The organism is Stenotrophomonas sp. 220_Sma (genome assembly GCF_056487375.1).
Window position 1 is genome coordinate 2,650,101 of sequence record NZ_CM151348.1, and the last position, 23,830, is coordinate 2,673,930.

Annotated in this window: 20 protein-coding genes; 13 read left to right on the forward strand and 7 right to left on the reverse strand. The window is 66.4% G+C overall.

Annotated features, from left to right (window positions below; all coding sequences use genetic code 11):
* Positions 1-57: 57 nt before the first annotated feature.
* A complete protein-coding gene (locus ACZLIB_RS12400) occupies positions 58-2,253 on the forward strand; it encodes a TonB-dependent receptor (protein ID WP_478467743.1) in 2,196 nt (731 codons plus the stop codon).
* A gap of 250 nt (positions 2,254-2,503) precedes the next feature.
* Here the strand turns inward: ACZLIB_RS12400 and ACZLIB_RS12405 are convergent, their stop codons facing one another.
* Both ACZLIB_RS12405 and ACZLIB_RS12410 read right to left on the reverse strand, forming a co-directional pair.
* The gene (locus tag ACZLIB_RS12405; RefSeq protein ID WP_164080228.1) at positions 2,504-2,860 is read right to left on the reverse strand and encodes a hypothetical protein; all 357 of its coding nucleotides are present in this window, start codon (positions 2,858-2,860) and stop codon (positions 2,504-2,506) included.
* 463 nt (positions 2,861-3,323) lie between these two features.
* Complete coding sequence (locus ACZLIB_RS12410; protein WP_478467744.1) at positions 3,324-3,989, reverse strand: TraX family protein; 666 nt, start codon at positions 3,987-3,989, stop codon at positions 3,324-3,326.
* Between the two features lie 112 nt (positions 3,990-4,101).
* Between ACZLIB_RS12410 and pip the strand changes: the two genes are divergently transcribed.
* Entirely contained in the window at positions 4,102-5,049 is a 948-nt protein-coding gene (gene pip / locus ACZLIB_RS12415) for a prolyl aminopeptidase (RefSeq protein ID WP_478467745.1), read from the forward strand.
* Between the two features lie 115 nt (positions 5,050-5,164).
* Here the strand turns inward: pip and ACZLIB_RS12420 are convergent, their stop codons facing one another.
* Positions 5,165-6,109 carry an IS481 family transposase gene (locus ACZLIB_RS12420; protein ID WP_478469928.1) on the reverse strand — a complete coding sequence of 315 codons (945 nt, stop codon included), beginning with the start codon at positions 6,107-6,109 and terminating at the stop codon, positions 5,165-5,167.
* A gap of 277 nt (positions 6,110-6,386) precedes the next feature.
* Between ACZLIB_RS12420 and ACZLIB_RS12425 the strand changes: the two genes are divergently transcribed.
* The 7 genes from ACZLIB_RS12425 to ACZLIB_RS12455 all read left to right on the forward strand — a co-directional run bounded on the left by ACZLIB_RS12425 (position 6,387) and on the right by ACZLIB_RS12455 (position 13,669).
* Entirely contained in the window at positions 6,387-6,686 is a 300-nt protein-coding gene (locus tag ACZLIB_RS12425) for an EF-hand domain-containing protein (protein WP_049401461.1), read from the forward strand.
* A gap of 293 nt (positions 6,687-6,979) precedes the next feature.
* Entirely contained in the window at positions 6,980-7,279 is a 300-nt protein-coding gene (locus ACZLIB_RS12430) for a hypothetical protein (RefSeq protein ID WP_032129479.1), read from the forward strand.
* 62 nt (positions 7,280-7,341) lie between these two features.
* Complete coding sequence (gene mgtA / locus ACZLIB_RS12435; protein ID WP_478467746.1) at positions 7,342-10,101, forward strand: magnesium-translocating P-type ATPase; 2,760 nt, start codon at positions 7,342-7,344, stop codon at positions 10,099-10,101.
* A gap of 31 nt (positions 10,102-10,132) precedes the next feature.
* Positions 10,133-10,870: an MgtC/SapB family protein gene (locus ACZLIB_RS12440; RefSeq protein ID WP_014037331.1), complete on the forward strand. Its 738-nt coding sequence runs from the start codon at positions 10,133-10,135 to the stop codon at positions 10,868-10,870.
* 567 nt (positions 10,871-11,437) lie between these two features.
* Positions 11,438-12,493, forward strand: a complete 1,056-nt coding sequence (locus tag ACZLIB_RS12445) for a sensor histidine kinase (protein ID WP_478467748.1) — start codon at positions 11,438-11,440, stop codon at positions 12,491-12,493.
* A complete protein-coding gene (locus tag ACZLIB_RS12450) occupies positions 12,486-13,127 on the forward strand; it encodes a response regulator transcription factor (RefSeq protein WP_164080237.1) in 642 nt (213 codons plus the stop codon). Before ACZLIB_RS12445 ends, ACZLIB_RS12450 begins: the two co-directional genes overlap by 8 nt.
* Positions 13,124-13,669 (forward strand): DUF1697 domain-containing protein, encoded by a 546-nt coding sequence (locus ACZLIB_RS12455; RefSeq protein ID WP_164080238.1) that lies wholly within the window; start codon positions 13,124-13,126, stop codon positions 13,667-13,669. The genes ACZLIB_RS12450 and ACZLIB_RS12455 overlap by 4 nt, the downstream gene beginning before the upstream one ends.
* A gap of 111 nt (positions 13,670-13,780) precedes the next feature.
* Here ACZLIB_RS12455 and ACZLIB_RS12460 read toward each other — a convergent pair whose 3' ends face one another.
* Positions 13,781-14,953 carry a low temperature requirement protein A gene (locus ACZLIB_RS12460; RefSeq protein ID WP_478467749.1) on the reverse strand — a complete coding sequence of 391 codons (1,173 nt, stop codon included), beginning with the start codon at positions 14,951-14,953 and terminating at the stop codon, positions 13,781-13,783.
* 9 nt (positions 14,954-14,962) lie between these two features.
* Positions 14,963-15,229: a hypothetical protein gene (locus ACZLIB_RS12465; RefSeq protein ID WP_049401450.1), complete on the reverse strand. Its 267-nt coding sequence runs from the start codon at positions 15,227-15,229 to the stop codon at positions 14,963-14,965.
* 203 nt (positions 15,230-15,432) lie between these two features.
* Here ACZLIB_RS12465 and ACZLIB_RS12470 point away from each other — a divergent pair, with 203 nt between their 5' ends.
* The 4 genes from ACZLIB_RS12470 (at position 15,433) to blaL1 (ending at position 20,274) form a co-directional block, all read left to right on the forward strand.
* Positions 15,433-15,957: an RNA polymerase sigma factor gene (locus ACZLIB_RS12470; protein WP_478467750.1), complete on the forward strand. Its 525-nt coding sequence runs from the start codon at positions 15,433-15,435 to the stop codon at positions 15,955-15,957.
* Positions 15,954-16,805: a FecR family protein gene (locus tag ACZLIB_RS12475; protein WP_164080242.1), complete on the forward strand. Its 852-nt coding sequence runs from the start codon at positions 15,954-15,956 to the stop codon at positions 16,803-16,805. Before ACZLIB_RS12470 ends, ACZLIB_RS12475 begins: the two co-directional genes overlap by 4 nt.
* Before the next feature lie 71 nt (positions 16,806-16,876).
* Positions 16,877-19,306 carry a TonB-dependent receptor gene (locus tag ACZLIB_RS12480; protein ID WP_478467752.1) on the forward strand — a complete coding sequence of 810 codons (2,430 nt, stop codon included), beginning with the start codon at positions 16,877-16,879 and terminating at the stop codon, positions 19,304-19,306.
* Between the two features lie 95 nt (positions 19,307-19,401).
* The gene (gene blaL1, locus ACZLIB_RS12485) at positions 19,402-20,274 is read left to right on the forward strand and encodes a L1 family subclass B3 metallo-beta-lactamase (protein WP_478467754.1); all 873 of its coding nucleotides are present in this window, start codon (positions 19,402-19,404) and stop codon (positions 20,272-20,274) included.
* A gap of 156 nt (positions 20,275-20,430) precedes the next feature.
* Here the strand turns inward: blaL1 and ACZLIB_RS12490 are convergent, their stop codons facing one another.
* Together ACZLIB_RS12490 and ACZLIB_RS12495 are read right to left on the reverse strand one after the other, a co-directional pair.
* Entirely contained in the window at positions 20,431-20,970 is a 540-nt protein-coding gene (locus ACZLIB_RS12490; RefSeq protein ID WP_478467755.1) for a DUF411 domain-containing protein, read from the reverse strand.
* Between the two features lie 477 nt (positions 20,971-21,447).
* Positions 21,448-23,733 (reverse strand): FdhF/YdeP family oxidoreductase, encoded by a 2,286-nt coding sequence (locus tag ACZLIB_RS12495; protein ID WP_478467757.1) that lies wholly within the window; start codon positions 23,731-23,733, stop codon positions 21,448-21,450.
* Positions 23,734-23,830: the final 97 nt, after the last annotated feature.

A 23,830-nucleotide genomic window follows, 5' to 3' on the forward strand; every position in this document is an offset into this window, starting at 1 on the left:
GCTTGCCGTCGGCAGCGCGCCAGGCGCGTTAGCACCTGCGATTCACAGGAACCTGGCATGACCGTGTACCACCTTTCCTCTCCCCTGAAGCCCGCAGCGGCCGCCGCGAGCCGCGTGCAGATGCATCCGCCGATGGCCCGGCGCTACCGGGTGTCGGCCCTGGCACTGGGGCTGCTGGCCTCGTTTGCCGCGCTTGCCGACTCCGCGCCGTCCACGCTGCCCTCGGTGCAGGTGCAGGAACAGCGCCGGGTGACCGGCGACTATGCCGGCGGCCAGGTGGCTTCCGGTAGCCGGGTTGGCCTGCTCGGCGACAAAGACTTCATGGACACGCCCTTCAGTACGGTCAGCTACACCGAAGCCTTCATCCGCGACCGCCAGGCCAAGGACCTCACCGACGTCATCGCCGCCACCGACCCGACGGTGTTCAGCAACGGCGTCACCGGCGCCTGGAGCGAGAACTACGCCATCCGCGGCTTCGCCTCCAGCACCAGCGACACCACCTTCAACGGCCTCAGTGGCATGGCGCCGTACTACCGCACCTCGCCGGAGATGTTCGAGCGCATCGAGGTCCTGAAGGGGCCGTCCGCCCTGCTCAACGGCATGCCGCCGGGCGGCTCGGTCGGTGGCAGCGTCAACCTGGTGCCCAAGCGTGCCAGCGAGCAGCCATTGCTGCGGGTCAGCGCCAACTTCGCCTCCGATGCGCAGTTTGGCACCCACGTGGATGTGGGCCGCCGGCTGGGTGCCGACAAGCAGTTCGGCATCCGCTTCAACGGCGCCTACCGTGATGGCGACGGCGCAGTCGGCACGCAGAGCAAGAAAGTACAGCTGGGCTCCCTGGCGCTGGATTGGCGCGGCGAGCGCGCCCGCCTGTCCGCCGATCTGTACAGCGCCGACGACCGCGTCGATGGCCCTGCCCGTGGCGTCGGCCTGGCACCGGGCGTCGCGATTCCGCGGCCACCGCGCGGCGATACGTTGATCAACCCGGACTGGGCCTATGTGGACAGCCAGGACAAGGGCGCGATGCTGCGTGGCGAGCTGGACATCAACGAACACCTGATGGCCTACCTGGCCTATGGCACCAGCAAGACCGACTACCGTTACAACGGCTCGATCAGTGCGCAGATCCTCAACCCGGCCGGTGACTTCACCACGGTGATGGGCCAGCTGGCGTTCGACATCAAGAAGCAGTCCGGTGATGCCGGCCTGCGCGGCAGCTTCCGTACCGGCAGTGTCGGCCACCAGTGGGCCGCCAACGTGACCCACTACCAGCACACCCAGAACGACTTCGGCCGCCGCAGCGTGCCGGGCTGGGACTGGACCACCAACCTGTACAACCCGGTGTGGGGCCCGGCTGCGCCGTTCATCGCACCGCATATCTCGCACACCGAACTGCGGCTGGACAGCATCGGCTTCGCCGACACCCTCTCCTTCGCCGATGACCGCGTGCAGCTGACGCTGGGTGTGCGCCGGCAGCAGGTGGTCAGCGAGACCTTCAACGTGGCAAGCGGTGCGCGCACCTCACGCTATGACGAGAGTGCCACCACCCCGGCGGCCGCCCTGCTGGTGAAGGCCACCGACAAGGTCTCCATCTACACCAACTACATCGAAGGCCTCAGCCAGGGTGCCACCGCGCCGATGACCGCCGCCAATGCCGGCGATGTGTTCGCACCGTTCCGCACCAAGCAGAAGGAGCTGGGCCTGAAGCTGGACCTGGGCAGCTTCGCGCACACCTTCAGCGTGTACGAGATCAAGCGCCCGAGCAGCTACACCGACCCGGTCACGAATATCTTCTCGTTCGGTGGCGAACAGCGTAACCGGGGCGTGGAATGGGGCTTCTTCGGCTCACCACTGGATGGCGTGCGCCTGCTGGGCGGCGTGGCCTACGTGCAGCCGAAGCTGACCCGTACGGCGGGTGGTGTGAATGAAGGCCGCATCGCCACAGCGGTTGCGCAGCGGCAGGCGAAGCTGGGCGTGGAATGGGATGTGCCTGCGCTGGAGGGTTTGACCCTGACCGGCAATGCCACCGCGATGTCGAAGCAGTACATCAGTGCCGACAACAGCCTGTCTGTGCCGGGGCGCACGTTGTTCGATGTGGGGGCGCGCTACAGCACCACCGTGGCGGGTCGACCGCTTGCGCTGCGGGCCAGCGTGAACAACGTGACCAACAAGGCGTACTGGGGCATGCCGTTGTTGTCGAGCCTGGCGCTGGGGGCGCCGAGAACGGTGCTGTTGTCGGCCACGATGGATTTCTGAAAGGCATCCACGCATGGCGTGGATCTACTGGAAATGCATCAGTAGAGCCAGGCCATGCCTGGCTGATGCCATGGTGACCCGCCGAAAGCATCCACGCATAGCGTGGATCTACTGGCATTCGCCACCTAGAGAGTCGAGCCATGCTCGACTCGCTTCATCAGTAGAGCCAGGCCATGCCTGGCTGCCTCCATGTTGATCCGCCAGAAGCATCCACGCATGGCGTGGATCTACTGAACCTCAGCCTACCCGTTCAACCCGGCTGCAGGCGGAAAATGGCATGGCTGGTCAACGCCAGCGCAGCCAGCTTCAGCCCTTCCATCACTCGATCGCCGACGTACTGGTCCGGGCTGCCATTCTGCCGGGCGCGTTCCGCCGCCAGCAGGATTTCCTGCACGATGCGCAGACCGGCCAGCGCACCATCAGCATCGGCCAACGCCATGCATCGGCCCGGCAGTTGATGGCGCTCGGGCCAAGACTGACCGTCAGCAGCCGCGCCCAACCCGATGCGATGCAGCAGGGTCGTCAGGCTGTTGGGATCGGACGGGATGTCGTGCCCCTCATCGGCATTGGCCGGGGCGCGCTGATGGGGGAACTCCGATGCATTCATGGCAGGTCTCCGTGCAAGGCATGCAGGACCACCGCCCTTAACAAAGGCGGCGGACGGTACGTGGCTGGAAATCCGGTGGTCGCGTAAGCACTAACCGGCAGGTGGGTTTTCACCCACCTCCACGCACCGCCCGCCATAAAGCTCGAACGGAATGCCAGCCGACGCCGCACAAGGCGACGCCGGCTGGCGAGCGCAAACTACACGCGACCAACGGGGTTTCCAGGCCCCGGCCATCCTTTTTCGATGGCACCCCATCATGAGCACAACGGGGTGGCAGGCGCCAACAACCCAAGTGCAAAGACAGCAACGTTCACGCAGTGGCAGCATTGTCGCATATCGACAATCGAGCCGAAGATTCAACAACTTGCACCACGCCGATGACGGCATGCTTCACCCGCATCGGCATCGCGCATTCCTTGACCGCATCCGGCATTCAGGGACATGCCACATGCCAGTTCCGACATTACGCAAGCAGATGAGCAATCAACGCCAGCACCGCCAGATGCCCCACGTAGTATCCATAAAACGCCCAGCGCCAGCGCGGCAGTTGCCACGGCACCCGCGCCGCCAACAGCAACACAGGAACGGCCAGCAGCGCCCAGCCGTTGTGGTTGGCCCAGCACACCGTGGCGAACCCGATCAGCAGCAGCCACCACGCACCATGGCGGAACGCCAGCCACCCGAGCAGCACGAAGCCGACGCCCGCCCATTGGTAGTCCACCAGCATCGGCGCCATGCCCGCCGCCAGCAGCAACAGCAGTGGGCGATTGCTGGCCAGTGCATGCACCGCCACCGCAGCCAGGGCAAAAGTAAGCAGTATGTTGAGTGGCAACCAGGGACCGAAGGCAAGTGCATGCAGCGGTTGCGCGACCACGCCCCATACGGCCAGGCGACGGATCGACTTGCGCAGGTCTGCACCCGGCTGGGCGAGGTTGCAGGCCATTACCAGTGCAAACAGCGGGAACGCGATGCGCCCCAGTTCGCTTATGACAGGCAGGTAGCCGCCGTAGACCACTTTTGCCACGTGGTCGCCGGTCATGGTCAGCAGTGCGATCCATTTCAGCAGCTCGCGTGCGCCGCTGCTGAGGCTGGGGTCGGGCGTGGACATCCCTGTCGTGGTCGCTTGCATCGCGGAAGCTTATGCGCATCGGCCAGCCCATTTCCAGCACCGCGAAAGCATGTGCCACTGTAGGCACCGAGCTGCGGCGCTATGCTGGCCGCCCCTGCTTGTGAGCACCCCCATGCGTACCCTCTACCCCGCCATCGAGCCCTACCGCGAGTTCACCCTGCCGGTGAGCGATCTGCACACCCTGCATATCGAAGAGTGCGGCACGCCGGAAGGGATCCCGGTGGTGTATCTGCACGGTGGCCCGGGCGCCGGCATCTCGCCGACCCATCGGCGCTTCTTCGACCCGGCGCGCTACCGCATCGTCTTGATCGACCAGCGGGGCAGCGGCCGCTCCACGCCGTTCGGCGAGCTGCGCGACAACACCACGCAGGATCTGGTGGCCGACATCGAGAAGGTGCGCGAGCACCTGGGTATCGAGTGCTGGCTGGTCTATGGCGGCTCCTGGGGCTCCACCCTGTCGCTGGCCTATGCGCAGGCACATCCCGAACGCGCCACTGGCCTGATCGTACGCGGCGTGTTCCTCGGTCGTGAGATCGAGAACCGCTGGTTTGCCGAGGCCAATGGTGGTGCGCGCTGGATTTTCCCGGAGCGCTGGGACCGCTATGAGGCCTACATTCCAGAAGCCGAGCGCGGCGACATGATTGCGGCCTACTGGACGCGCCTGGACAGCGCCGACGAGGCCACCCGCATCGCCGCCGCGCAGGCCTGGCTGGGCTGGGAGGACAACGCCGCCACCCTGCAGCACGACGTGGATGCCGTGTCCACCGATGACCCGCTGGATACGCTGGCCAAGGCCCGCATCGAAGCGCATTACTTCCGCAACGGCATCTTCCTGGAGCCGGACCAGCTGCTGCGCGACATTGACCGCATCCGCCACCTGCCCGGCGTGATCGTGCAGGGCCGCTACGACATCATCTGCCCGCCGCGTAGCGCCTGGGACCTGGCCAAGGCCTGGCCGGAAGCCAGGCTGGAGATGGTGACCTCCGGCCACAGTGCGAACGAGCCTGCAACGGTGGATGCGCTGGTGCGAGCCACGGACGCGTTCGCCGACCGCTTCTGAAAGCACGGGGTAGTGCCGGCCGCTGGCCGGCATCCCACCGATAACAGGTAGAGTCGACTGTCAGTCGACTGCTCTCGGCGGGAAACCGAAAACCCGCGCTGCGCGCGATAGTCGACTAACTGTGTAAACCCACTACGTTGTTCAGCGGCACTCTGGAGATAGGTGGCTGGCCGCCGATCGCCATATGGGGACGATGCCAGTTGTAGTGGTGCAGCCATTGGTTCAGAACGGAATTGCGCTGGTCCGAGGATGCGTACTCGCAGGCGTAGGCCCACTCGCGCAGGCTGGTCTGGATGAAGCGCTCGGCTTTGCCATTGGTCCGCGGCGTGTAGGGCTTGGTTCTGATGTGCTTGATTCCAAGGGATTTGAGCAGCTTGGCAAAGGCGGTGGAGCGATAGCAGGCACCGTTGTCGGTCAGGATCCGCTTGAAGGTGATTCCCAGGCTGGCGTAGTACTCCAGAGCGCCCAGCAACGCCTGGCAGGCGGTTTCGCCCTGTTCGTTGGGGTGGACGCTGCTGAAGGCCACTCGGGAGTGATCGTCGATGGCCACGTGGACGTAGCCCCAGCCACCGCCCGCGGCGTTTCCCCGGCGTTTGGCATCGGTTCTGTGCCCTGGCCGCTGGAAGTTGCCCAGCTTCTTGATGTCCAGGTGCAGCAGCCCTCCTGGCTGATCATATTCGTATCGGATGACCTCCTTGGGCGAATCAAGCTGACACAGCCGATTGAGGCCGTGGGCGCGCATCAGCCTTGAAATCGTACTGTGGCCGACCCCCAGTGCCTTGGAGATGGTCAGGTAGGTCTGCCGCTTACGGCGGCGTTCCTTGATCTGCTCGACCACCAGCTCCGGCGTGGCGTGCGGCGTCTGGTGAGGCTTTGAGCTGCGGTTCTCCAAGCCCGATGGCCCCAACTCCCGGAATCGGCCGAGCCATTTGTAAGCCGTACGCACGCTGACGCCACACGCCTGAGCTGCTTCTTCCGGGCGCAGGCCCTCGTGAAGGATGCGGTGAACAAGAAGTGCTCGACTATGGACGGTCAAACGGGCATTTTTATGGTGGTTCATCCGGGCTCTTTGGGGTCTGGAAAGGTGTGGTAACCGCCATTTTCCAAAGATGTCCCGGATGAACAACCTACAGAGAGATCACAACTAACAGTCGACTCTACCCAGCCGTCTCCCCGCATCCGCCTCCGCGCCGTCGATCACGGCAGCCCGGTGAATGGCGGCTCACCGCCACCGACCAGGCAGGCGGATTCTTCGCAGCTCGCTTACAGGCAGGCGCCGATGATCCGGCCGTGGCCACGGACAACCCTGGCCTACCTCCCTACTTCTGGAGCCTGCCATGACCGGTGTTCGCTATCTCCCCGTCGCTCTCGCCCTTTGCGCGGGCCTGCTTATCGGTGCGTGTTCCAAGACCCAGGAAGCCAGCAAGGCCACCGCGGCCGAGGACGTAACCGAAGTGAAGCTGATTCCAGCCTATGAATCGCTGGACAAGGATAAGGACGGCATCGTCACCCTCGCCGAAGTCGATGCGGTTGCGCCGGACTGGGCAGAACGAATGCACGCCTGCGACACCGATCGCAACAAGACGTTGAGCCGCGGCGAGTACGACGTGTGCAAGCAGACCAGTGCCTCGCATTGATCCCTTGATGCGCCATCGATTGGCGCGATGCTTGCCCGGCTATACCAAGGTATAGCTGGGCTAACCCACGAGCCTCTAGGACTACCCCATTCAGGGGCGGACAATAGCGCCACTGGCCAGGGCAACCCTGGCTGGCTCCCTCCCCTCATGGAGACGCAGATGGACCCCGACCCTGCCGGGCGCACCGCGCCCCATATGCCCGCCTGTTGCCTGTTCCTGGCGCCTGCCCGCCGGTCCCTGCCTGCCTGAGTGACGGGGGATCGCCAGGCGCCGCCTGCCTGGAGATCACCCCCATGTCCTACAAGATCCTCTACATCACCCTGCGCCGCCTGATCGGCGAGCGCGATGTTGCCGCCCTGCGCAGCCACCTGCTGCAGCACGGCGCCGTGGTTTTCGCCCGTTCGCTGTCGCTCGGTTCGCCGCGCGTGGTCGCCGACGCACTGTCGCTGCTGCCGATCAGCGAACGCATCAACGTGCTGCGCCATCTGCCCTACCCCCTTCGCGACGCGATGAAGCCGCTGTGCATCGGCGGCAGCCAGCGCCTGCACATGCAGCCGTGGTCACCGGCGGTGCTGGCGATGCGCCACGCCTGAACCGTTGCATCCGTTCCGTTCGTGTTCCGGCCGCGGCCGGCTCTGACATTCAAGGAGTTCCCATGAGCCTGCTCAACGCCTGGTTCAATGCATTCCTGCGCAGCCGTCGCGCAGGCAACCTGTTCGGTCGTCGCGCCATGCCCGAAGCCGGCTTTCGCCCGGGCAGCGCCGAGGCCGCACCGTTCGCACTCACCACCGGCCTGGTCACCCTGTCGCAGCTGGACGAGCCGCGCCTGCTGGCTGCGCTCGACTCGCACGTCGATGGCCTCAGCCCGCACGAGGCCGAGGAGCGGCTGGCCACGCTCGGCCCCAACGAGGTGGATCACGAAAAGCCGCTGCCGTGGTGGCGTCATCTGTGGCAGTGCTACCGCAACCCGTTCAACCTGCTGCTGACCGTACTGGCGGCGGTGTCCTGGCTGACCGAGGACATCAAGGCCACGATCGTGATCGGCGCGATGGTGCTGCTGTCCACGCTGATCCGTTTCGTGCAGGAAGGCCGTTCCAACCGTGCCGCCGAGCGGCTGAAGGCACTGGTCGGCAACACCGCGCGCGTGCTGCGCCGCAATCCAGGCACCGAGGCCGCCGATGTGGCCGACCAGTACTTCGGTGCGCACCTGCACAGCCGTCGTCCGGCGCGGCTGCTGGACCTGCCGATCCGTGAGCTGGTGCCCGGTGATCACATCGTGCTGTCGGCCGGCGACATGATTCCGGCCGACTGCCGCGTGCTGACGGCCAAGGACCTGTTCGTGGCGCAGGCAGCGATGACCGGCGAGTCGCTGCCGGTGGAGAAGTTCGCGCACCCGGGCGATGGCCTGGCCGGTCTGCTGGAGCAGCACAACCTGTTGTTCATGGGGACCAATGTGGTGTCCGGCACCGCCACCGCCGTGGTGCTGGCCACCGGCAACCGCACCTACTTCGGCACCCTGGCCCAGCGCAGCACCGCCACCGACCGTGCGCCCACCGCGTTCCAGGCCGGCGTCAACAGCGTCAGCTGGCTGCTGATCCGCTTCGCGCTGGTGATGGTGCCATTCGTGCTGCTGATCAACGGCTGGACCAAGGGCGACTGGACCGAGGCGTTCCTGTTCGCGCTGTCGGTGGCGGTGGGCCTGACCCCGGAAATGCTGCCGATGATCGTCACCTCCACCCTGGCCAAGGGTGCGGTGCTGCTGTCGCGGCGCAAGGTGATCGTCAAGCGGCTGGATGCGATCCAGAACTTCGGCGCGATGGAAGTGCTGTGCACCGACAAGACCGGCACCCTTACCCAGGACAAGATCGCGCTGGAGCGGCACACGGATGTGTTCGGCCACGATTCGGAGGACGTGCTGAAGTTTGCCTACCTCAACAGCCATTTCCAGACCGGGCTGATCAACCTGCTCGACCGTGCGGTGCTGGAGCACGTGGAGCTGCAGAGCTCACTGCGGCTGTCGCAGGACTACCACATGGTGGATGAGATTCCGTTCGACTTCGAGCGCCGCCGTATGTCGGTGGTGGTGTCCGAACGCGAGGACCACCATGAGCTGATCTGCAAGGGTGCGGTTGAGGAGATGCTGGCGGTATGCAGCACCGTGCGCGAGAACGGCGAGGACAAGCCGTTGGATGAGCAGCGGCTGGCGCGCGTGCGGCAGACCACGGAAGAACTGAACGAACAGGGCCTGCGCGTGGTGGCAGTGGCGATGAAGGAAACTGCTGCCAGCCAGACCGTGTACTCGCAGGCCGACGAGTGCGGGCTGACCCTGGTCGGCTACGTGGCCTTCCTCGACCCGCCGAAGGAATCGGCTGCACAGGCGCTGCAGGCGCTGGCCGCGCATGGCGTAGAGGTGAAGGTATTCACCGGCGACAACGAGCTGGTCACCGCCCGCGTCTGTGCCCAGGTCGGGCTGGAGGCGGACACCATCCTGACCGGCCCGCAGATCGAGCGCATGGATGACGGCGCGCTGTCGCGGGCGTTGCACCACCACCGTGTGTTTGCCCGATTGACACCACTACACAAGGAGCGCCTCGTACGCGAGCTACGCGCACAGGGCAAGGTGGTCGGTTTCCTCGGCGATGGCATCAACGATGCACCGGCGCTGCGTGCGGCGGACATCGGCATCAGCGTGGACAGCGCGGTGGACATCGCCAAGGAGGCGGCCGACATCATCCTGCTGGAAAAGAACCTGATGGTGCTGGAGGAAGGTGTCATCCAGGGCCGGCGCACGTTCAACAACATGCTGAAGTACATCCGCATGACTGCCAGCTCCAACTTCGGCAACGTGTTCTCGGTGCTGGTGGCCTCGGCCTTCCTGCCGTTCCTGCCGATGCTGCCACTGCAGCTGCTGGTGCAGAACCTGCTGTATGACATCTCGCAGATCGCCATCCCGTTCGACAACGTGGACGAAGAGCTGGTACGCAAGCCGTTGAAGTGGAACCCGGCGGACATCGGCCGCTTCATGGTGTTCTTCGGGCCGATCAGCTCGATTTTCGACCTGACCTGCTTCGCCTTGATGTGGTACGTGTTCGATGCACGCACGCCGGCCGACCAGGGCCTGTTCCAGTCCGGCTGGTTCGTGGTGGGCCTGCTGACCCAGACGCTCATCGTGCACATGATCCGTACACCGAAGGTGCCGTTCCTGCAGAGCATCGCCGCGCCGCCGCTGCTGGTGATGACCGGCCTGATCATGGCCATCGGCGTGGCCCTGCCGATGAGCCCGCTGGCGGGCTACTTCAAGCTGCAGGCCCTGCCGACCGGCTACTGGCCGTTCCTGGTGGCGATCCTGTTCGGCTACGCGGTGCTGACCACCGTGCTGAAGAAGATCTACATCCGTCGTTACGGCTGGCAGTAAGCGCCCGCCGCCTGGTCCAGGGAGAAACACAATGGACATCAATCCGAACCTGCCGGCGTTCAACGCCGGCGCGACCCTGAGCTCGTTGATCAGCCTGTCGGTTGCGTTCGTGCTGGGCACGGCCATCGGCCTGGAACGGCAGCTGCGCCAACGCACCGCCGGCCTGCGTACCAATACGCTGGTGGCAGTGGGTGCGGCGGTGTTCGTCGACCTGGCCGTGCGCTTCCATGACCTGTATGGCGGCCCGCCCTCGCCGCTGCATGTAGTGGCCTATGTGATCTCCGGCGTCGGCTTTCTCGGCGCCGGTGCGATCATGAAGGACGGCGCCCAGGTGTCTGGCCTCAATACCGCCGCCACCCTGTGGGGCTCGGCGGCGGTCGGTGCCTGTGCGGGTATCAAGCTGCTGCCCGAGGCGGTGATGGCGGCGGTGTTCGTGCTGGCCGCGAACACCCTGCTGCGGCCGGTGGTGAACCGCATCCAGCGGCAGCCGTTGCCGGAGGCGTTCAGCGAGGCGACCTATGCAATCAACGTGGTCTGCCAGCGTGAGCAGCAGGCCGAGGTACTGGACCAGCTGTTGCTGCTGCTGGAACAGGCGCACTACCCGGTGCGCGCGGTGGACCAGCGCCCATTCGGCGAGCGCGACGTGGAGATCGAGGCGGTGCTGTATGCCACCACGGTGGATGCCGGTGAACTGGATGCGGTGCTGGCCACGCTGGCGACCACCCCCGGCGTGCTGCAGGGATTCTGGAACGCCAGTCTCGAGGAGTAGTGCCGGCCGCTGGCCGGCAACATCGTGCACCGCTTGGTAGGTGCCGACCTTGGTCGGCACAGATCCATCAGATGCCATGACTCCTGCCCAAGCCTGCCGACCAAGGTCGGCATCTACCAACAGCCCTCATGCACCGCTCTGGTAGGTGCCGACCTTGGTCGGCACAGACCCATCAGATGCCATGACTCCTGCCAGAGCCTGCCGACCAAGGTCGGCATCTACCAACAGCCCTCATGCACCGCTCTGGTAGGTGCCGACCTTGGTCGGCACAGACCCATCAGATGCCATGACTCCTGCCAGAGCCTGCCGACCGAGGTCGGCATCTACCAACAGCCCGCACGCACCGCTTGATAGGTGCCGACCTTGGTCGGCACAGACCCGGGTAGTGCCGGCCGCTGGCCGGCAACCTCATGAACTCCGGGACGGTCCTGCAGCTGCCGGCCAGCGGCCGGCACTACCAGGCATCGCTTTGGTGGGTGCCGACCGCACAGGAGCACGCCAAGCACGGTCGGCACCTGCCAGAGGCAGCTTTGCTATCCTTTCCATCCACGCCCGGGAGCTTCCCCGATGCCATCGCTGTCGCCCCGTCGCCCGCTGGTGCTGCTGGCCCTGATCGTCGTGATGGCGGCGATCTTCCTGATCGACACCGTCACTGATTACGCGGTCGCCGCCGCCTGCTTCTACGCAGCGGTCATCCTCGCGGCATCGCGCGTACTCACCGCGCGCGGGCTGATCAGCCTGGCCATCGCCTGCATCGCACTCACCGCCCTGAGCTTCTTCCTCACCCGCTTCGGTACCTACCGCATCGGCCTGGTCAACTCGGTGATCGGCATGCTGGTGATCGGCATCACCACCTACCTGGCGTTGAAGATGGAAGCGGCCAAGGCCGCAGTGCAGGAAGCACAGGGCCGCCTGCTGCGAGTAGCGCGCGCATCGACCGTGGGCGAGCTGACCACCTCCATCGCACATGAAGTGAACCAGCCGCTGGCGGCGATCGCCAGCAGCGCCGAAGCCTGCCAGCGCTGGTTGGCACAGGACCCACCGAACGTGGACAAGGCCCGGCAGACCGTGGCCCGCATCCTGGCTGATGCGCATCGCGCCGGTGACGTGATCGCCCGTATCCGTGGCCTGACCCAGGGTGCCGCACCGGAACGACGCGCGTTCGACCTGAACCAGGCGGTGGAGGAAATGCTGGCGCTGTCGCGCAGTGAACTGGACCAGCACGGCGTGGCCGTGGCCCTGCTGCTGGACGCCGACCTGCCACTGGTGCAGGCCGACCGCGTGCAGGTGCAGCAGGTGATCGGCAACCTGATCCTCAATGCGGTGGACGCGATGGAAGCCGTGCCCGCCGCCGATCGCCGCCTGTCGCTGCTGACCCGGCGTGACGGCCAGCGGGTCAGCCTCAGTGTGCGCGACCGTGGTGTCGGCCTGCCCGCCGATCACCCCGAGCGTGTGTTCGATGCGTTCTGGACCACCAAGTCGCACGGACTGGGCCTCGGTCTGAGCCTGAGCCGTTCGATGATCGAGGCCAACGACGGCCAGATCCGCGCCGAACGACCGGCAGGCGGCGGTGCCTGCTTTGTGTTTGACCTGCCCGTTGCCACGGAACGCCCCCATGCGTAAGCCCGCTGCACCCATCACCGATCCAGCGCCCATCGTCTACGTGATCGACGACGATCCGTCGGTGCGCGCCGCGCTGGAAGACCTGCTCGCCTCGATGGGCCTGCAGGTACGGGCCTTCGCTTCCACCCAGGCGTTCCTCGAACACGAACTGGAAGATGCACCGGCCTGCCTGGTGCTGGACGTACGCATGCCCGGCCAGAGCGGGCTGGAGTTCCATCGCACGATGGGCAGCCACGGCCTGCAGCTGCCGGTGGTGTTCATCACCGGCCACGGCGACATCGCGATGGGCGTCAACGCGATCAAGGACGGTGCCATCGAGTTCCTGACCAAGCCGTTCCGTGACCAGGAACTGCTGGATGCGATCCACAAGGGCATCGAGATCGACCGCCAGCGCCGTCGCGACGGCGAGGCACTCGAAGCCCTGCAGCAGCGCTGGAACACCCTCAACGCCGGCGAGCGCGAGGTGGTTGACGGTGTGGTGCGCGGCCGCCTCAACAAGCAGATCGCCGGTGACCTCGGGGTCAGCGAGATCACGGTGAAGGTGCGCCGCGCACAGGTGATGCGCAAAATGGGCGCGCGTACCCTGGTCGACCTGGTGCGGATGTATGACCGCTTGCAGGCAGGTTCCCCATGAGCGTGCATGTCGCACTGCTGCGAGCAGTCAATGTCGGAGGTACCGGCAAGCTGCCGATGGTTGAACTGGTGGCGATGTGCGAAGACGCCGGCTTCACCGACGTCCGCACCTATATCGCCAGCGGCAACGTGGTGTTCCGCAGCGGACTTGGCGAAGCCGGCGTGCGGAAAGCCCTTGGCCAACGGCTGCAGGCCTATGCCGGAAAACCGGTGGGTGTATTGGTGCGCTCCGCAGCCGAGATCGCAGCGGTTGCCGCCCGCAATCCGTTTCCGCATGCCGCCGGCAATCGCGTGGTCGCGCTGTTCGTGGATGAGGCACTGCCCACGGATCCCTTGGCCGGGGTGACCGGCCTGCGCGATGAGCAGCTGGCGCTGGGTACCCGCGAGATCTTCGTCCACTATGGCGACGGCATGGCCGACTCACGCCTGCGGGTTCCCTATGCCCAGCAGGGCACCGCCCGCAACCTCAACACGGTCGGCAAGCTTGCGGCAATGGCCGCCGCGCTCGGCCAAGCCACCTCAGGCGGTAGAGGGCGGCGGTAGAGTCGACTGTCAGTCGACTATCGCGCGCAGCGCGGGATTTTCCGCAACCTTGTGGAAGAGCAGTCGACTAACAGTCGACTCTGCCCGGCACGGGCTGGATACCGGACAAGATCACGCCCGTTGCAGGCGGTGCTTCAATCGCGTATCCATCAACCCCACCGCCAGCAGCACCGCGCTGGTCAACCAGCCAGCGGCCAGCAGATGGGTCTGCGGCAACACCACGCCCAGCAGGACCAGTGCCACCGCACCGATCAGATGCGAGTACGGTGCGCGCCCGTACACCACCCGCTTGTACAGCGCGCTGCCCAGCAGGTAGATCAACGGACCGGCCACCAGCACGGCCGCATACACCGGCGTCACCGCAGCGTGCGGGTGGTCCATGACCAGGTCATTGCCCACCGCCGTAGCGATGATCCCGGCGATCAGCAGCGCGTGCACATAGTGGAAGTTGGCGCCCATCCGGCCCGGGTCTTCGGCATGGCTGATGGCCTCGGTGGCGTCGCGGCTGGAGATGCCGAAGTACAGCCACCACATGGCGATCGTGCCGGCGAAGGTGGCGAGCACTGCGGACACCACCGCCCCACTCCACTGTTCGACCTCGCTGAGCACGCCACCGGTGGCCAGCAACGTCTCGCCCAGTGCGACGATGACGAACAGCTGGCAACGCTCGGCCAGGTGCCCACCTTCGATGGTCCACTCGCGGGTGTGCGAACGGCCCAGCCCCGGGAATGCGAAGCCGAACATCGGTGAGATGTATTCGCACGCCACCGCCACCGCCCACAGCGCCAACCGCGTATTGCCCTCGGCTGCAGCACCTGCCAGCCAGAAGCAGGCCGACACGCTCACCCAGGCCAGCATGCGACGGAAGTTCGGCGCCAGCGGGTGCGTGCGGCCAACCTCGAACAGCACGAAGGCGGTACGCCCGACCTGCATGGTGGCGTAGGCGCCGGCGAACACCCAGGCACGGTCGGCGAAGGCCTCGGGAATGGACGAGGACATCAACAAGGCCAGCAGCATGGTGGCAAACAGCAGGCCGCGGATGCGCGGCGCTTCCGGATTGAACCAGTTGCTGACCCAGCAGGCGTACTGCCAGCCCAGCCACACCGCAAACCACAGCACCAGCGTCTGCAGCACGCCGGCCAGATCCAGGTGATGCAGCAGGTGGTGGCTGAGCTGGGTGACCGCGAACACGTAGACCAGGTCGAAGAACAGCTCTTCGTAGGTCACGCGCGCGTGGTGGCCATCGCGCTGGCGCAGGGCCGGCAATCGCAGTCGTGTACTCATGGCTTTCCGTCAGCGCGCCAGGCGCCAGTAGAGTAGACCGGCCAGCAGGGCCGGCACCGCGAACACCAGCAGCAGGATCGGCAGCTCCTCACGTATCTCGTAGCCGGCCCTGCTGACGCCCACCCACAGGTTGGCCACCGTCACCAGCAGCCAGGTGGCAATGAACGCGATCAGGGCCGTGGGCAGCTGTGAGGTGCCCACGCTCCACAGCCGCCCGAACAGCAGGAACACCCCAAGCAGCACGACGCCACCCACCATCACCAGAAGCACATGCATGGTCCACCTCCTTGAGCCTGCAGGCAGGCTAGCCGTGGCCGATTCTGCGCTCCAGCCGATGATCGTGGATTCACTTTCCAGGCGCGGCGAACAATCGCCCTGGCGATCGCGGCATAGCAAACGAGAACAGTTCCCATTAGTATTGCGTCATTACGCAGGGATGACCTCCCGGCACCCGCCTTTCACCCTTGCTGCCCGTCCGGATGTCCCAGCCGACACTTCCCCGCCCACCTGCGCTGCCGCTGGTGACCTCGCTGGTGCGCCACTACGAGGAACTGGTGGACTACCTGCATCGCCGGTTCCGCTCGCCCGGGCTGGCCCGCGAAGTGGTGCACGATGTCTGTGTGCGCCTGCTGGAACGCCCGGCCGCGCATGACGCCCGCCAACCGATCGCGCTGCTGCGCAGGATCGCCCACGATGCGGCGGTCGACCGCTGCCGCGCCGAGGACCTGCGCCGGCACTGGGTAGAGCCCCGCGCCGAGCTTCCCGAAGGCGCCTGCGCGCGCCCCGGACCCGAGCGCCAGGCGCAGGGCCAGCAGGCGCTGCAGCGGCTGACCACCAGCATCGAGCGCATGCCCTGCCGGCGGCAGCAGGTGTTCATCCTGCACAAGATCCACGAGCTGCCCCAGGCCGAGGTGGCGCAGCGGATGGGCATCGGCCTGAAGGCGGTGGAACGTCATCTGCGCCTGGCCATGGCCGACTGCCGGCTGCACGGTGCGCTGCGGTGAGCCCTGCATCACCCGATCCGGCACCGCCGTCGGCGCCCGCCGAACCGTCCGCCGAGGACATGCTCGACCAACACCGGGAGGCACTGAAGGAGCGTTTCCCGTTGCCAGGCCCGGAGCAGTTGCAGCGGCGGCGCGGCGGATCTGGCGCGAAACGGGTACTGCCGGTGCTGTTGCTGGCGGCTGCCGCGCTGCTGCTGGCCGACCCGGCCTGGCAGGTGCGTGACTACCAGACCGCCGTCGGCGAGCGCCGCGACATCGAGCTGCCGGACGGCAGCCGCGTGCTGCTCGACGCGGGAACCCACCTGCAGGTCCGTCGCCATCTGCGTTCGCGGCAGGTGCTGCTGGCGCAGGGCCATGCGCGCTTCGAGGTGCAGCATTCGGCGTGGCGCCGCTTCCAGGTCGATGCCGGGCCGGTACAGGTACGCAACTACGGCACGGTGTTCGATGTTGACCGCCAGGGCGATCTCAGCGAGGTCACGCTGTGGCGCGGCGAGGTCGGTGTCAGCGTGGATGGCGGCGGCACCGAGCAGCGGCTGAAGCCGGGGCAGCGCCTGCTGGCCCAGCCGGGGTCGCTGTCTCCGCCGGAAGCCGTGGATCCGGACCGGGCCGACTGGACCACCGGCCGGCTGCAGTTCGACCGCATGCCACTGAGCGAGGTGCTGCGCATCCTGCAGCGCTATCACGACCGTCCGATCGTGCTGGACAACCCGGCACTGGGTCCGCTGCAGGTGTCGGGCGTGTTCGATGCCGATCGTGCCGAGACGGCGGTCGCGCTGTTGCCGGAGATCCTGCCGGTCCAGGTGCATACCGCCGCCGACGGCAGCCTGCATCTGCGCGCCCGCGATTGATTGCTACGCCGAGGGTGGGTTGCGCGCCGTCCCATCCGGCAAGTGCTTGAACCCTTCCGAAGGACCCCCGCATGACCCGCCCTGTTCCGCCCGCCGCGCTGCGCCGGCTGGCCCCCACCCTGCTCGCCGCCTGCCTGTGTGCGGCGCTGCCCGCCACCGCGCAGACCGCTGCGTCCGCACCTGTCGAACTGCACCTGCCGACCGGCCCGCTGCAGGCTTCGCTCAACTCGCTGGCGCGCCAGAGTGGCATCCAGCTGTTGTTCGCTGCCGACAGCGTGAGCGGCCGCAACGCGCCCGCCCTCGACGGCCGCTACACCCCGCACGACGCCCTGCAGCGCCTGCTGGCCGGGCAAGGCCTGGCGATGCAGGAGCGCTCGTCGGGGGTGTTCGTGGTGAGTGCCGCGCCAGCATCGCCCAAGCCCCGCGCTCCGGCCCGGGCCGCGTCATCGGCAGCGTCCCCTGCCACGACCACTTCGCTGGCCCGCGTCACGGTATCGGCCTCGACCGCGCGCATGCCGCAGGGTGAGACTGCGATGCCCAACACCATCACCGTGCTGACCCGCGAGGACATCGCGCAGCAGCTGGCGCTGGGCTCGGATGTCTCGCGCGTGCTGTCGGCGCAGATCCCGGCGTTTGCCCCGGCGCGCGAGAAGATGTCCAACTACGGCGAAACCATGCGTGGCCGCGGCATCCTGTACATGGTCGACGGCGTGCCGCAGTCGACGCCGCTGCGCGATGGCTCACGTGATTCGCACACCATCGATCCGGCCATGATCGAACGCATCGAGGTCATCCACGGTGCCAACGCACTGCAGGGCATCGGCGGTACCGGTGGCATCGTCAACATCATCACCCGCAGCGCGCCCAGCGAGCCGGGCGCCTTCCTGCTCGATACCAACATCAGCTACAGCTCGGCGCTGCCCAGCCGCCGTGATGACAACGGCCAGCGCGGCTCGGCACTGGTCGGCGTGCGCGGCGAGCAGTTCGATCTGGTGGCCGGCCTGGCCTATGAGAAGCAGGGCCTGTACCACGACGGCGAGGGCCGTTCGATCGGTACCAACGCGCAGGGCGAACTGATGGATTCGACCTCGTCGAACGTGTTCGCCAAGCTGGGCTGGAACATTGCCGAGGGCCACCGCCTGCAGCTGATGGCCAACCGCTACGAGCTGCGCGGGCTGGACAACTACCTGGCGGTGAACGGTGATTACCGCACCGGTCGCCCGACCATTTCGGTGCCCGGCGATACCCCGTTGGAGCCGCCGATGAACCGCTCGCGTTCGTTGACGCTGGACTACAGCGCCGCCGATCTGCTTGGTGGCCGCTTCCAGGCGCAGGCCTTCGCGGTGGACTTCGAAGGCCGTTATGGCGCCAGCCAGTGGGACCCGTGGGGCAACACCGGCGCCAACGCCGCCTGGGACCAGACCCAGAACGAATCGGACAAGCGCGGCTTCAAGCTGACCCAGAGCTGGGCCCGCATCGCCGACACCACGCTGGACGTGACCCTGGGCCTGGACGGCCTGCGCGACCGCACCCACCAGGTGCTGCTGGCCAGCGGCATGAACTGGGTGCCGCAGACCACCTACCAGAGCCTGTCGCCGCTGCTGCAGCTGCACTGGTGGCCAACCGACCACCTGATGCTGTCCGGCGGCCTGCGCTACGAAAAGGGCGAGCTGGAAGTAGGCGACTACACCACCCTGCCCCGCTACGGCGCACGCAAGGTGGCTGGCGGCAAGCCGACCATGAGCGAGACCCTGCCCAACTTCGGCGCGGTCTGGTACATCAACGATCGCCTCAATGCCTACGCCTCGTATTCGGAAGGCTACACCGTGGCCGACGTCGGTCGCGTACTGCGCGCGATCAACCGCGACGGCCAGCGCGTTGACAATCTGATTGACCTGTCACCGGTGGTGTCGGACAACCGCGAGATCGGCCTGGAGTACGACGATGGTCGTTTCAGCGGTGACATCGCCTACTACACCTCCGAATCCAAGCTGGGCTCGGTGCTGATCTACGATCCGGGCATCGATGCCTATGCGGTGCAGCGCCAAGCCACCCGCGTGGAGGGCTTCGAAAGCAACCTGCGCCTGCGCCTGGGCGACAGCCGGCTGGGCCTGGGTTATGCACGCGCCAACGGCCGCTACGATGCCGACGTCGATGGCCGCCTCGACAGCGACCTGGCCGGTGTCAACATCGCGCCGAACCGGCTGACCGCGTTCTGGGAGCAGAGCTGGACACCACAGCTGAGCACCCGCCTGCAGGCCAGCCACGCCTTCGACCGCGACTTCGACCTGCGTGGCGCGCGGGTGGCGGAGTTCGAGGGTTACACCACGGTGGACCTGGTCGCACGCTACACGCTGGACAAGCACGCCTTCACGCTGGGCGTGCAGAACCTGGCGAACAAGCAGTACATCAGCTATTACTCGCAGACCACACCGTCGAACCCAAGCTATTTCTCGGGCCGCGGCCGGGTGCTGACGCTGGGGTGGCAGTACCGGTACTGATCCATGGCGCCCTTATGGGAGCCATGAAATCTATGCGCGACGCGATGAAGGAGGCCCATGCTAGTTTCTGGGCCTCCTTCAAACGGACGTGAACCATGCGTTTTTCCCCGCTCGCCTTCGCCCTGGTCACTGCTCTCCCGATCGCGCACGCCAGTGGCGCCGAGACACCACTGCCGCAGCTGCGGGCCTACACCGTGGACGCCTCGTGGCTGCAGCCGATGGCACCGCTGCAGATTGCCGACCACACCTGGCAGATCGGCACGCAGGACCTGACCGCCCTGCTGGTGCAGACCGCTGACGGCGCGGTACTGCTCGACGGCGGCATGCCACAGATGGCCGGCCACCTCATCAGCAACATGAAGGCGCGCGGCGTGGCCCCGCAGGACCTGCGGTTGATCCTGCTTAGCCACGCACACGCCGACCATGCCGGGCCGGTGGCGGAGCTGAAGCGCCGTACGGGCGCCAAAGTAGCGGCCAACGCCGAATCGGCGGTGCTGCTGGCGCGCGGTGGCAGCGACGATCTGCACTTCGGCGATGGCATCACCTACCCGCCTGCCAGTGCAGACCGCATCGTGATGGATGGCGAGGTAGTCGAGGTGGGCGGCATCGAATTCACAGCGCACTTCATGCCCGGGCACACCCCAGGCAGCACCGCGTGGACCTGGAGCGATACCCGCGAGGGCAAGCCGGTGCGCATCGCCTATGCCGACAGCCTGAGTGCACCGGGCTACCAGCTGCAGGGCAATGCGCGCTATCCGCGCCTGGTCGATGACTACAAACGCAGCTTCGCGACGGTGCGGGCGTTGCCCTGTGACGTGTTGCTGACCCCTCATCCGGGTGCCAGCAACTGGGACTACGCTGCGGGTGCCAGGGCCGGCGCCAAGGCACTGACCTGCAAGGCCTACGCGGATGCGGCCGAACAGAAGTTCGACGCACAGCTGGCCAAGGAAACAGCCCGCGCCCGCTGATTCTGTAGAGTCGAGCTTGCTCGACTGAAGCAGAGCAGTCGAGCTTGCTCGACTGAAGCAGAGCAGTCGAGCATGGCTCGACTCTACAAAGAGCATGCCGAGGGTGGGCTCGGCTCTCCGAAGGGTGCCGGTCAGGACGACCGGCACCGCCGCCTGTCAGCCGCCCTGGCCGTGCTGGGCAAACGGCTCGGTGGTGCCATCGTTGCGCACCAGTTCAACGGTGTACGGCTGCACGTAGCCATCCGGCATTTCCATGCCCGGCGAGCCGGCCGGCATGCCCGGCAACACCAGGCCGCGCGCTGCCGGCCGCTCCGCCAGCAGTCGCTTGATGTCCTCGGCCGGGATATGGCCTTCAACCACGTAGCCACCGATCTCGGCGGTGTGGCAGGACGCCTTGCCGACCGGCACACCCAGCCGGACCTTGATCGGGTTCATGTCATCGGTATTGCGTGCATCCACCTGGAAGCCTTCGGCCTTCAGGTGGTCGACCCAGATGCCGCAGCAGCCGCAGCTTGCGGTCTTGTGCACGATGGCAATGGGCAGTGCCGGGTCCACCTGCGACGGGCTGGACTTGATCGGTGCCGCCGGGGCTTGGCTGGCAACCGGCGCGGCAGGCGATTCTTCGGCAGCGCGCGCGCAGGCGGCCGTGGCCAGTACGGTGCCCAGCAGCAGGCCGAGGGAGAGAGAACGGTTCATGGTGTTGATTCCTTTGCAGATGCGGGCAACGCGGCCCGCTGCCTGCGCATCGAAGGCACAGGCAGAGTCGAGAATGAGTCGAGCAGCTACGGCAGGCGCTTGAGGCCTGCAGGGAATCACACGATGGGAGGCCGTAGCGGATCCGGCAACGGCGGCGGAGCGCGTTGCTGGGCGTTGGCTGGCAAAGGCGCCTCACGCCAGGGTGACGCTGGCGTTCCGCTCAGGGTGGCCAGCATGCCGAGGCTGGCCGGCGGGCATTCGCACTCATTGCTCTGGCAGACCGTTGATGCTGCCTCGTCGCAGCATCCGGCCATGGCAGCGGAATGCGGTGCGGCGCAATGCTCCGCGTTGGACTGCGCCGCGTACGAGGATGAGGCAACCGCAAGCGCCGGTGCATTCAGCACCAGGGCAAGGAGAAGCATCCATCGCAGCAGCAGGCCAGGCAGGTTCACCCGACGATGATAGCCGATGCGCCGGTCACGCAATCGCCGCCACCATTGCGCTCATCCGCACCGGGATCGACTTGGCCGCTGGGGTACCGCTGACCCGGTCGTAGTAGTCCAGCGGCAACAACGGGTTCAGTTCCGGGTAGTAACCGGCCAGCGCACCGCGCGGCATCGGGTAGTCCAGCACGGTCAGGCCCTCGATGCGCCGCTGCACTCCGTCGCCACTGATCGTCTCCAGGCAGACCAACGCCTCCTTCTCCAGCCCGCGCGCCAGCCGGTCCTCGATGTTCATGAACAGCACCATGCGGTCGTTGTACACGCCGCGGTAGCGGTCGTTGTAGCTGTAGATGGTGGTGTTGTACTGGTCGTGCGAGCGCACCGTGGCCAACCGCAGCATCCCGGGATCGTCCACCGGCGCGTCCACGTGCAGGCCTGGCATCACCAGAATGTTGGCCTTGCCGTTGGGCGTGGGCCACACCCGACGGCGCGGTGGAATGTCCAGGTGGAAGCCATGCGGCTGCTGGATCCGCTCGTTGAAGCCGGTGTAGATCTCCGGATACACCGCCGCAATCAGCTCGCGGATGGGTGCGTAGTCATGCATGCACCCCGCCCAGTCGACCTTGCTGTGCGGCAATGTTGCCATCGCCATGCGACAGACGATCTCGACCTCCGGGAGCACGTCCGTGCTGACCGGCTCGAGCACGCCGCGCGAAGCGGTCACGTTCGACATCGCGTCCTCGATGGTGACGAACTGCTCGCCGGCAGGCGTGACGATACGCTCCGAACGCGCGACTACCGGCAGGATCAAGGCATCGCGGCCGTGCACCAGGTGACCGCGATTGAGCTTGGTGGCGATGCCCACCGTCAGCTCCAGGCCGCGCATGGCCTCGTACGCGCGCGGCGTATCGGGCACGGCGTGGATGAAGTTGCCGCCCATACCGATGAACACCTTGGCGCTGCCGTCCAGCATCGCCTCGATCGATTCGACCACGTGATGACCGTGCTCGCGCGGCGGATCGAAGCCGAACACCTGCTGCACGCGGTCCAGATAGGCCGGCTTGGGTTTCTCGTCGATGCCGACGGTACGGTCGCCCTGCACGTTGGAATGGCCACGGATCGGCCCGATGCCGGCACCGGGCTTGCCGAAGTTGCCACGCAGCAACAGCAGGTTGGCCACCTGCTGCAACAGGGTCGAACCATACTGATGCTGGGTCAGGCCCATGCCATAGCAGATCACCGTGGCCTTGGAGCGGATGTAGATCTCGGCGCAGCGGCGGATCTGCGCCTGGGTGATGCCGGAGACCTCCACGATCTCGTCCCAGTCCTGCGCCAGCACGTCTTCGCGTAGCGCCTCCAGGCCCACCGTGTGTTCTGACAGGAACTCATGGTCAAGCACGCGCTCGCCCTGCGCTTCGCGCTCGAACATCACCTTCATCATGCCCTTGATCAGGGCCAGGTCGCCGCCGATGCGGATGTGCACGAACTCACTGGTGATCTCGGTCGAACCGAACGTGGCCATCTGCACCATGTCCTGCGGTTCGGCGAAACGGATCAGCGCACGCTCGGGCATCGGGTTGACCGCCACGATCGGGATGCCGCGTTTGCGCGCCTCGACCAGGTTGCTCATCATCCGCGGCGAGTTGGTGCCGGTGTTCTGGCCGATCACGAAGATCGCCTCGGCGTGCTCGAAATCCTGCAGCACGATGGTGCCCTTGCCCACGCCGATGGCCGGCGGCAGGCCGCGACTGGTCGGCTCGTGGCACATGTTCGAGCAGTCCGGGAAATTGTTGGTGCCGAACTCGCGCACGAAGATCGAATACAGGAACGCGGCTTCGTTGGGCGTGCGGCCGGAGGTGTAGAACTCAGCCTGGTGCGGGCTGTCCAGCGCCTGCAGATGACGGCCAATCAAGGCAAACGCCTCGTCCCAGCTGCACGGAACGTAATGATCGGTGGACGCGTCGTAGCGCATCGGCTCGGTCAGCCGGCCCTGCATCTCCAGCCAGTAGTCGGTCTGCGCCATCAGCTCGGTGACCGTGTGCTGGGCGAACAGCTCGCGGCCAGCACGGAACTGGGTGGCTTCCCAGGCCAGCGCCTTGGCGCCGTTCTCGCAGAACTCCAGCTTCTTGCGTTCGTCGGCATCGGGGAACGCGCAGCTTGGGCACTTGAAGCCGCCGGGCTGGTTCATCGCCAGCAGCGCCTTCGAGCCCTTGCCGATCACGCTCTGCTGCAACAGCACCTTGGCCGTGGCACCGGCGGCACCCCAGCCACCGGCCGGCTGGTTGTAGGGCTTGTAACGCGGCGGCTTCTGCTCGGACATGTTCGGGAACCTGGCGGGAGGAACACAACAATCAACGGCGCGGGATGGGCCGGATACGGCGTCTGCAGCGCGGCCAGCCCCGCAGTCAAGCACGGAC

Coding starts and splice junctions, on each gene's coding strand:
- ACZLIB_RS12405 (WP_164080228.1), bottom strand. CDS start 2,860: ATGAATGCATCGGAGTTCCCCCATCAGCGCGCCCCGGCCAATGCCGAT.
- ACZLIB_RS12440 (WP_014037331.1), top strand. CDS start 10,133: ATGGACATCAATCCGAACCTGCCGGCGTTCAACGCCGGCGCGACCCTG.
- ACZLIB_RS12450 (WP_164080237.1), top strand. CDS start 12,486: ATGCGTAAGCCCGCTGCACCCATCACCGATCCAGCGCCCATCGTCTAC.
- ACZLIB_RS12400 (WP_478467743.1), top strand. CDS start 58: ATGACCGTGTACCACCTTTCCTCTCCCCTGAAGCCCGCAGCGGCCGCC.
- ACZLIB_RS12425 (WP_049401461.1), top strand. CDS start 6,387: ATGACCGGTGTTCGCTATCTCCCCGTCGCTCTCGCCCTTTGCGCGGGC.
- ACZLIB_RS12445 (WP_478467748.1), top strand. CDS start 11,438: ATGCCATCGCTGTCGCCCCGTCGCCCGCTGGTGCTGCTGGCCCTGATC.
- ACZLIB_RS12430 (WP_032129479.1), top strand. CDS start 6,980: ATGTCCTACAAGATCCTCTACATCACCCTGCGCCGCCTGATCGGCGAG.
- ACZLIB_RS12465 (WP_049401450.1), bottom strand. CDS start 15,229: ATGCATGTGCTTCTGGTGATGGTGGGTGGCGTCGTGCTGCTTGGGGTG.
- ACZLIB_RS12495 (WP_478467757.1), bottom strand. CDS start 23,733: ATGTCCGAGCAGAAGCCGCCGCGTTACAAGCCCTACAACCAGCCGGCC.
- ACZLIB_RS12480 (WP_478467752.1), top strand. CDS start 16,877: ATGACCCGCCCTGTTCCGCCCGCCGCGCTGCGCCGGCTGGCCCCCACC.
- ACZLIB_RS12410 (WP_478467744.1), bottom strand. CDS start 3,989: ATGCAAGCGACCACGACAGGGATGTCCACGCCCGACCCCAGCCTCAGC.
- mgtA (WP_478467746.1), top strand. CDS start 7,342: ATGAGCCTGCTCAACGCCTGGTTCAATGCATTCCTGCGCAGCCGTCGC.
- ACZLIB_RS12420 (WP_478469928.1), bottom strand. CDS start 6,109: ATGAACCACCATAAAAATGCCCGTTTGACCGTCCATAGTCGAGCACTT.
- ACZLIB_RS12490 (WP_478467755.1), bottom strand. CDS start 20,970: ATGAACCGTTCTCTCTCCCTCGGCCTGCTGCTGGGCACCGTACTGGCC.
- blaL1 (WP_478467754.1), top strand. CDS start 19,402: ATGCGTTTTTCCCCGCTCGCCTTCGCCCTGGTCACTGCTCTCCCGATC.
- ACZLIB_RS12455 (WP_164080238.1), top strand. CDS start 13,124: ATGAGCGTGCATGTCGCACTGCTGCGAGCAGTCAATGTCGGAGGTACC.
- ACZLIB_RS12460 (WP_478467749.1), bottom strand. CDS start 14,953: ATGAGTACACGACTGCGATTGCCGGCCCTGCGCCAGCGCGATGGCCAC.
- pip (WP_478467745.1), top strand. CDS start 4,102: ATGCGTACCCTCTACCCCGCCATCGAGCCCTACCGCGAGTTCACCCTG.
- ACZLIB_RS12470 (WP_478467750.1), top strand. CDS start 15,433: ATGTCCCAGCCGACACTTCCCCGCCCACCTGCGCTGCCGCTGGTGACC.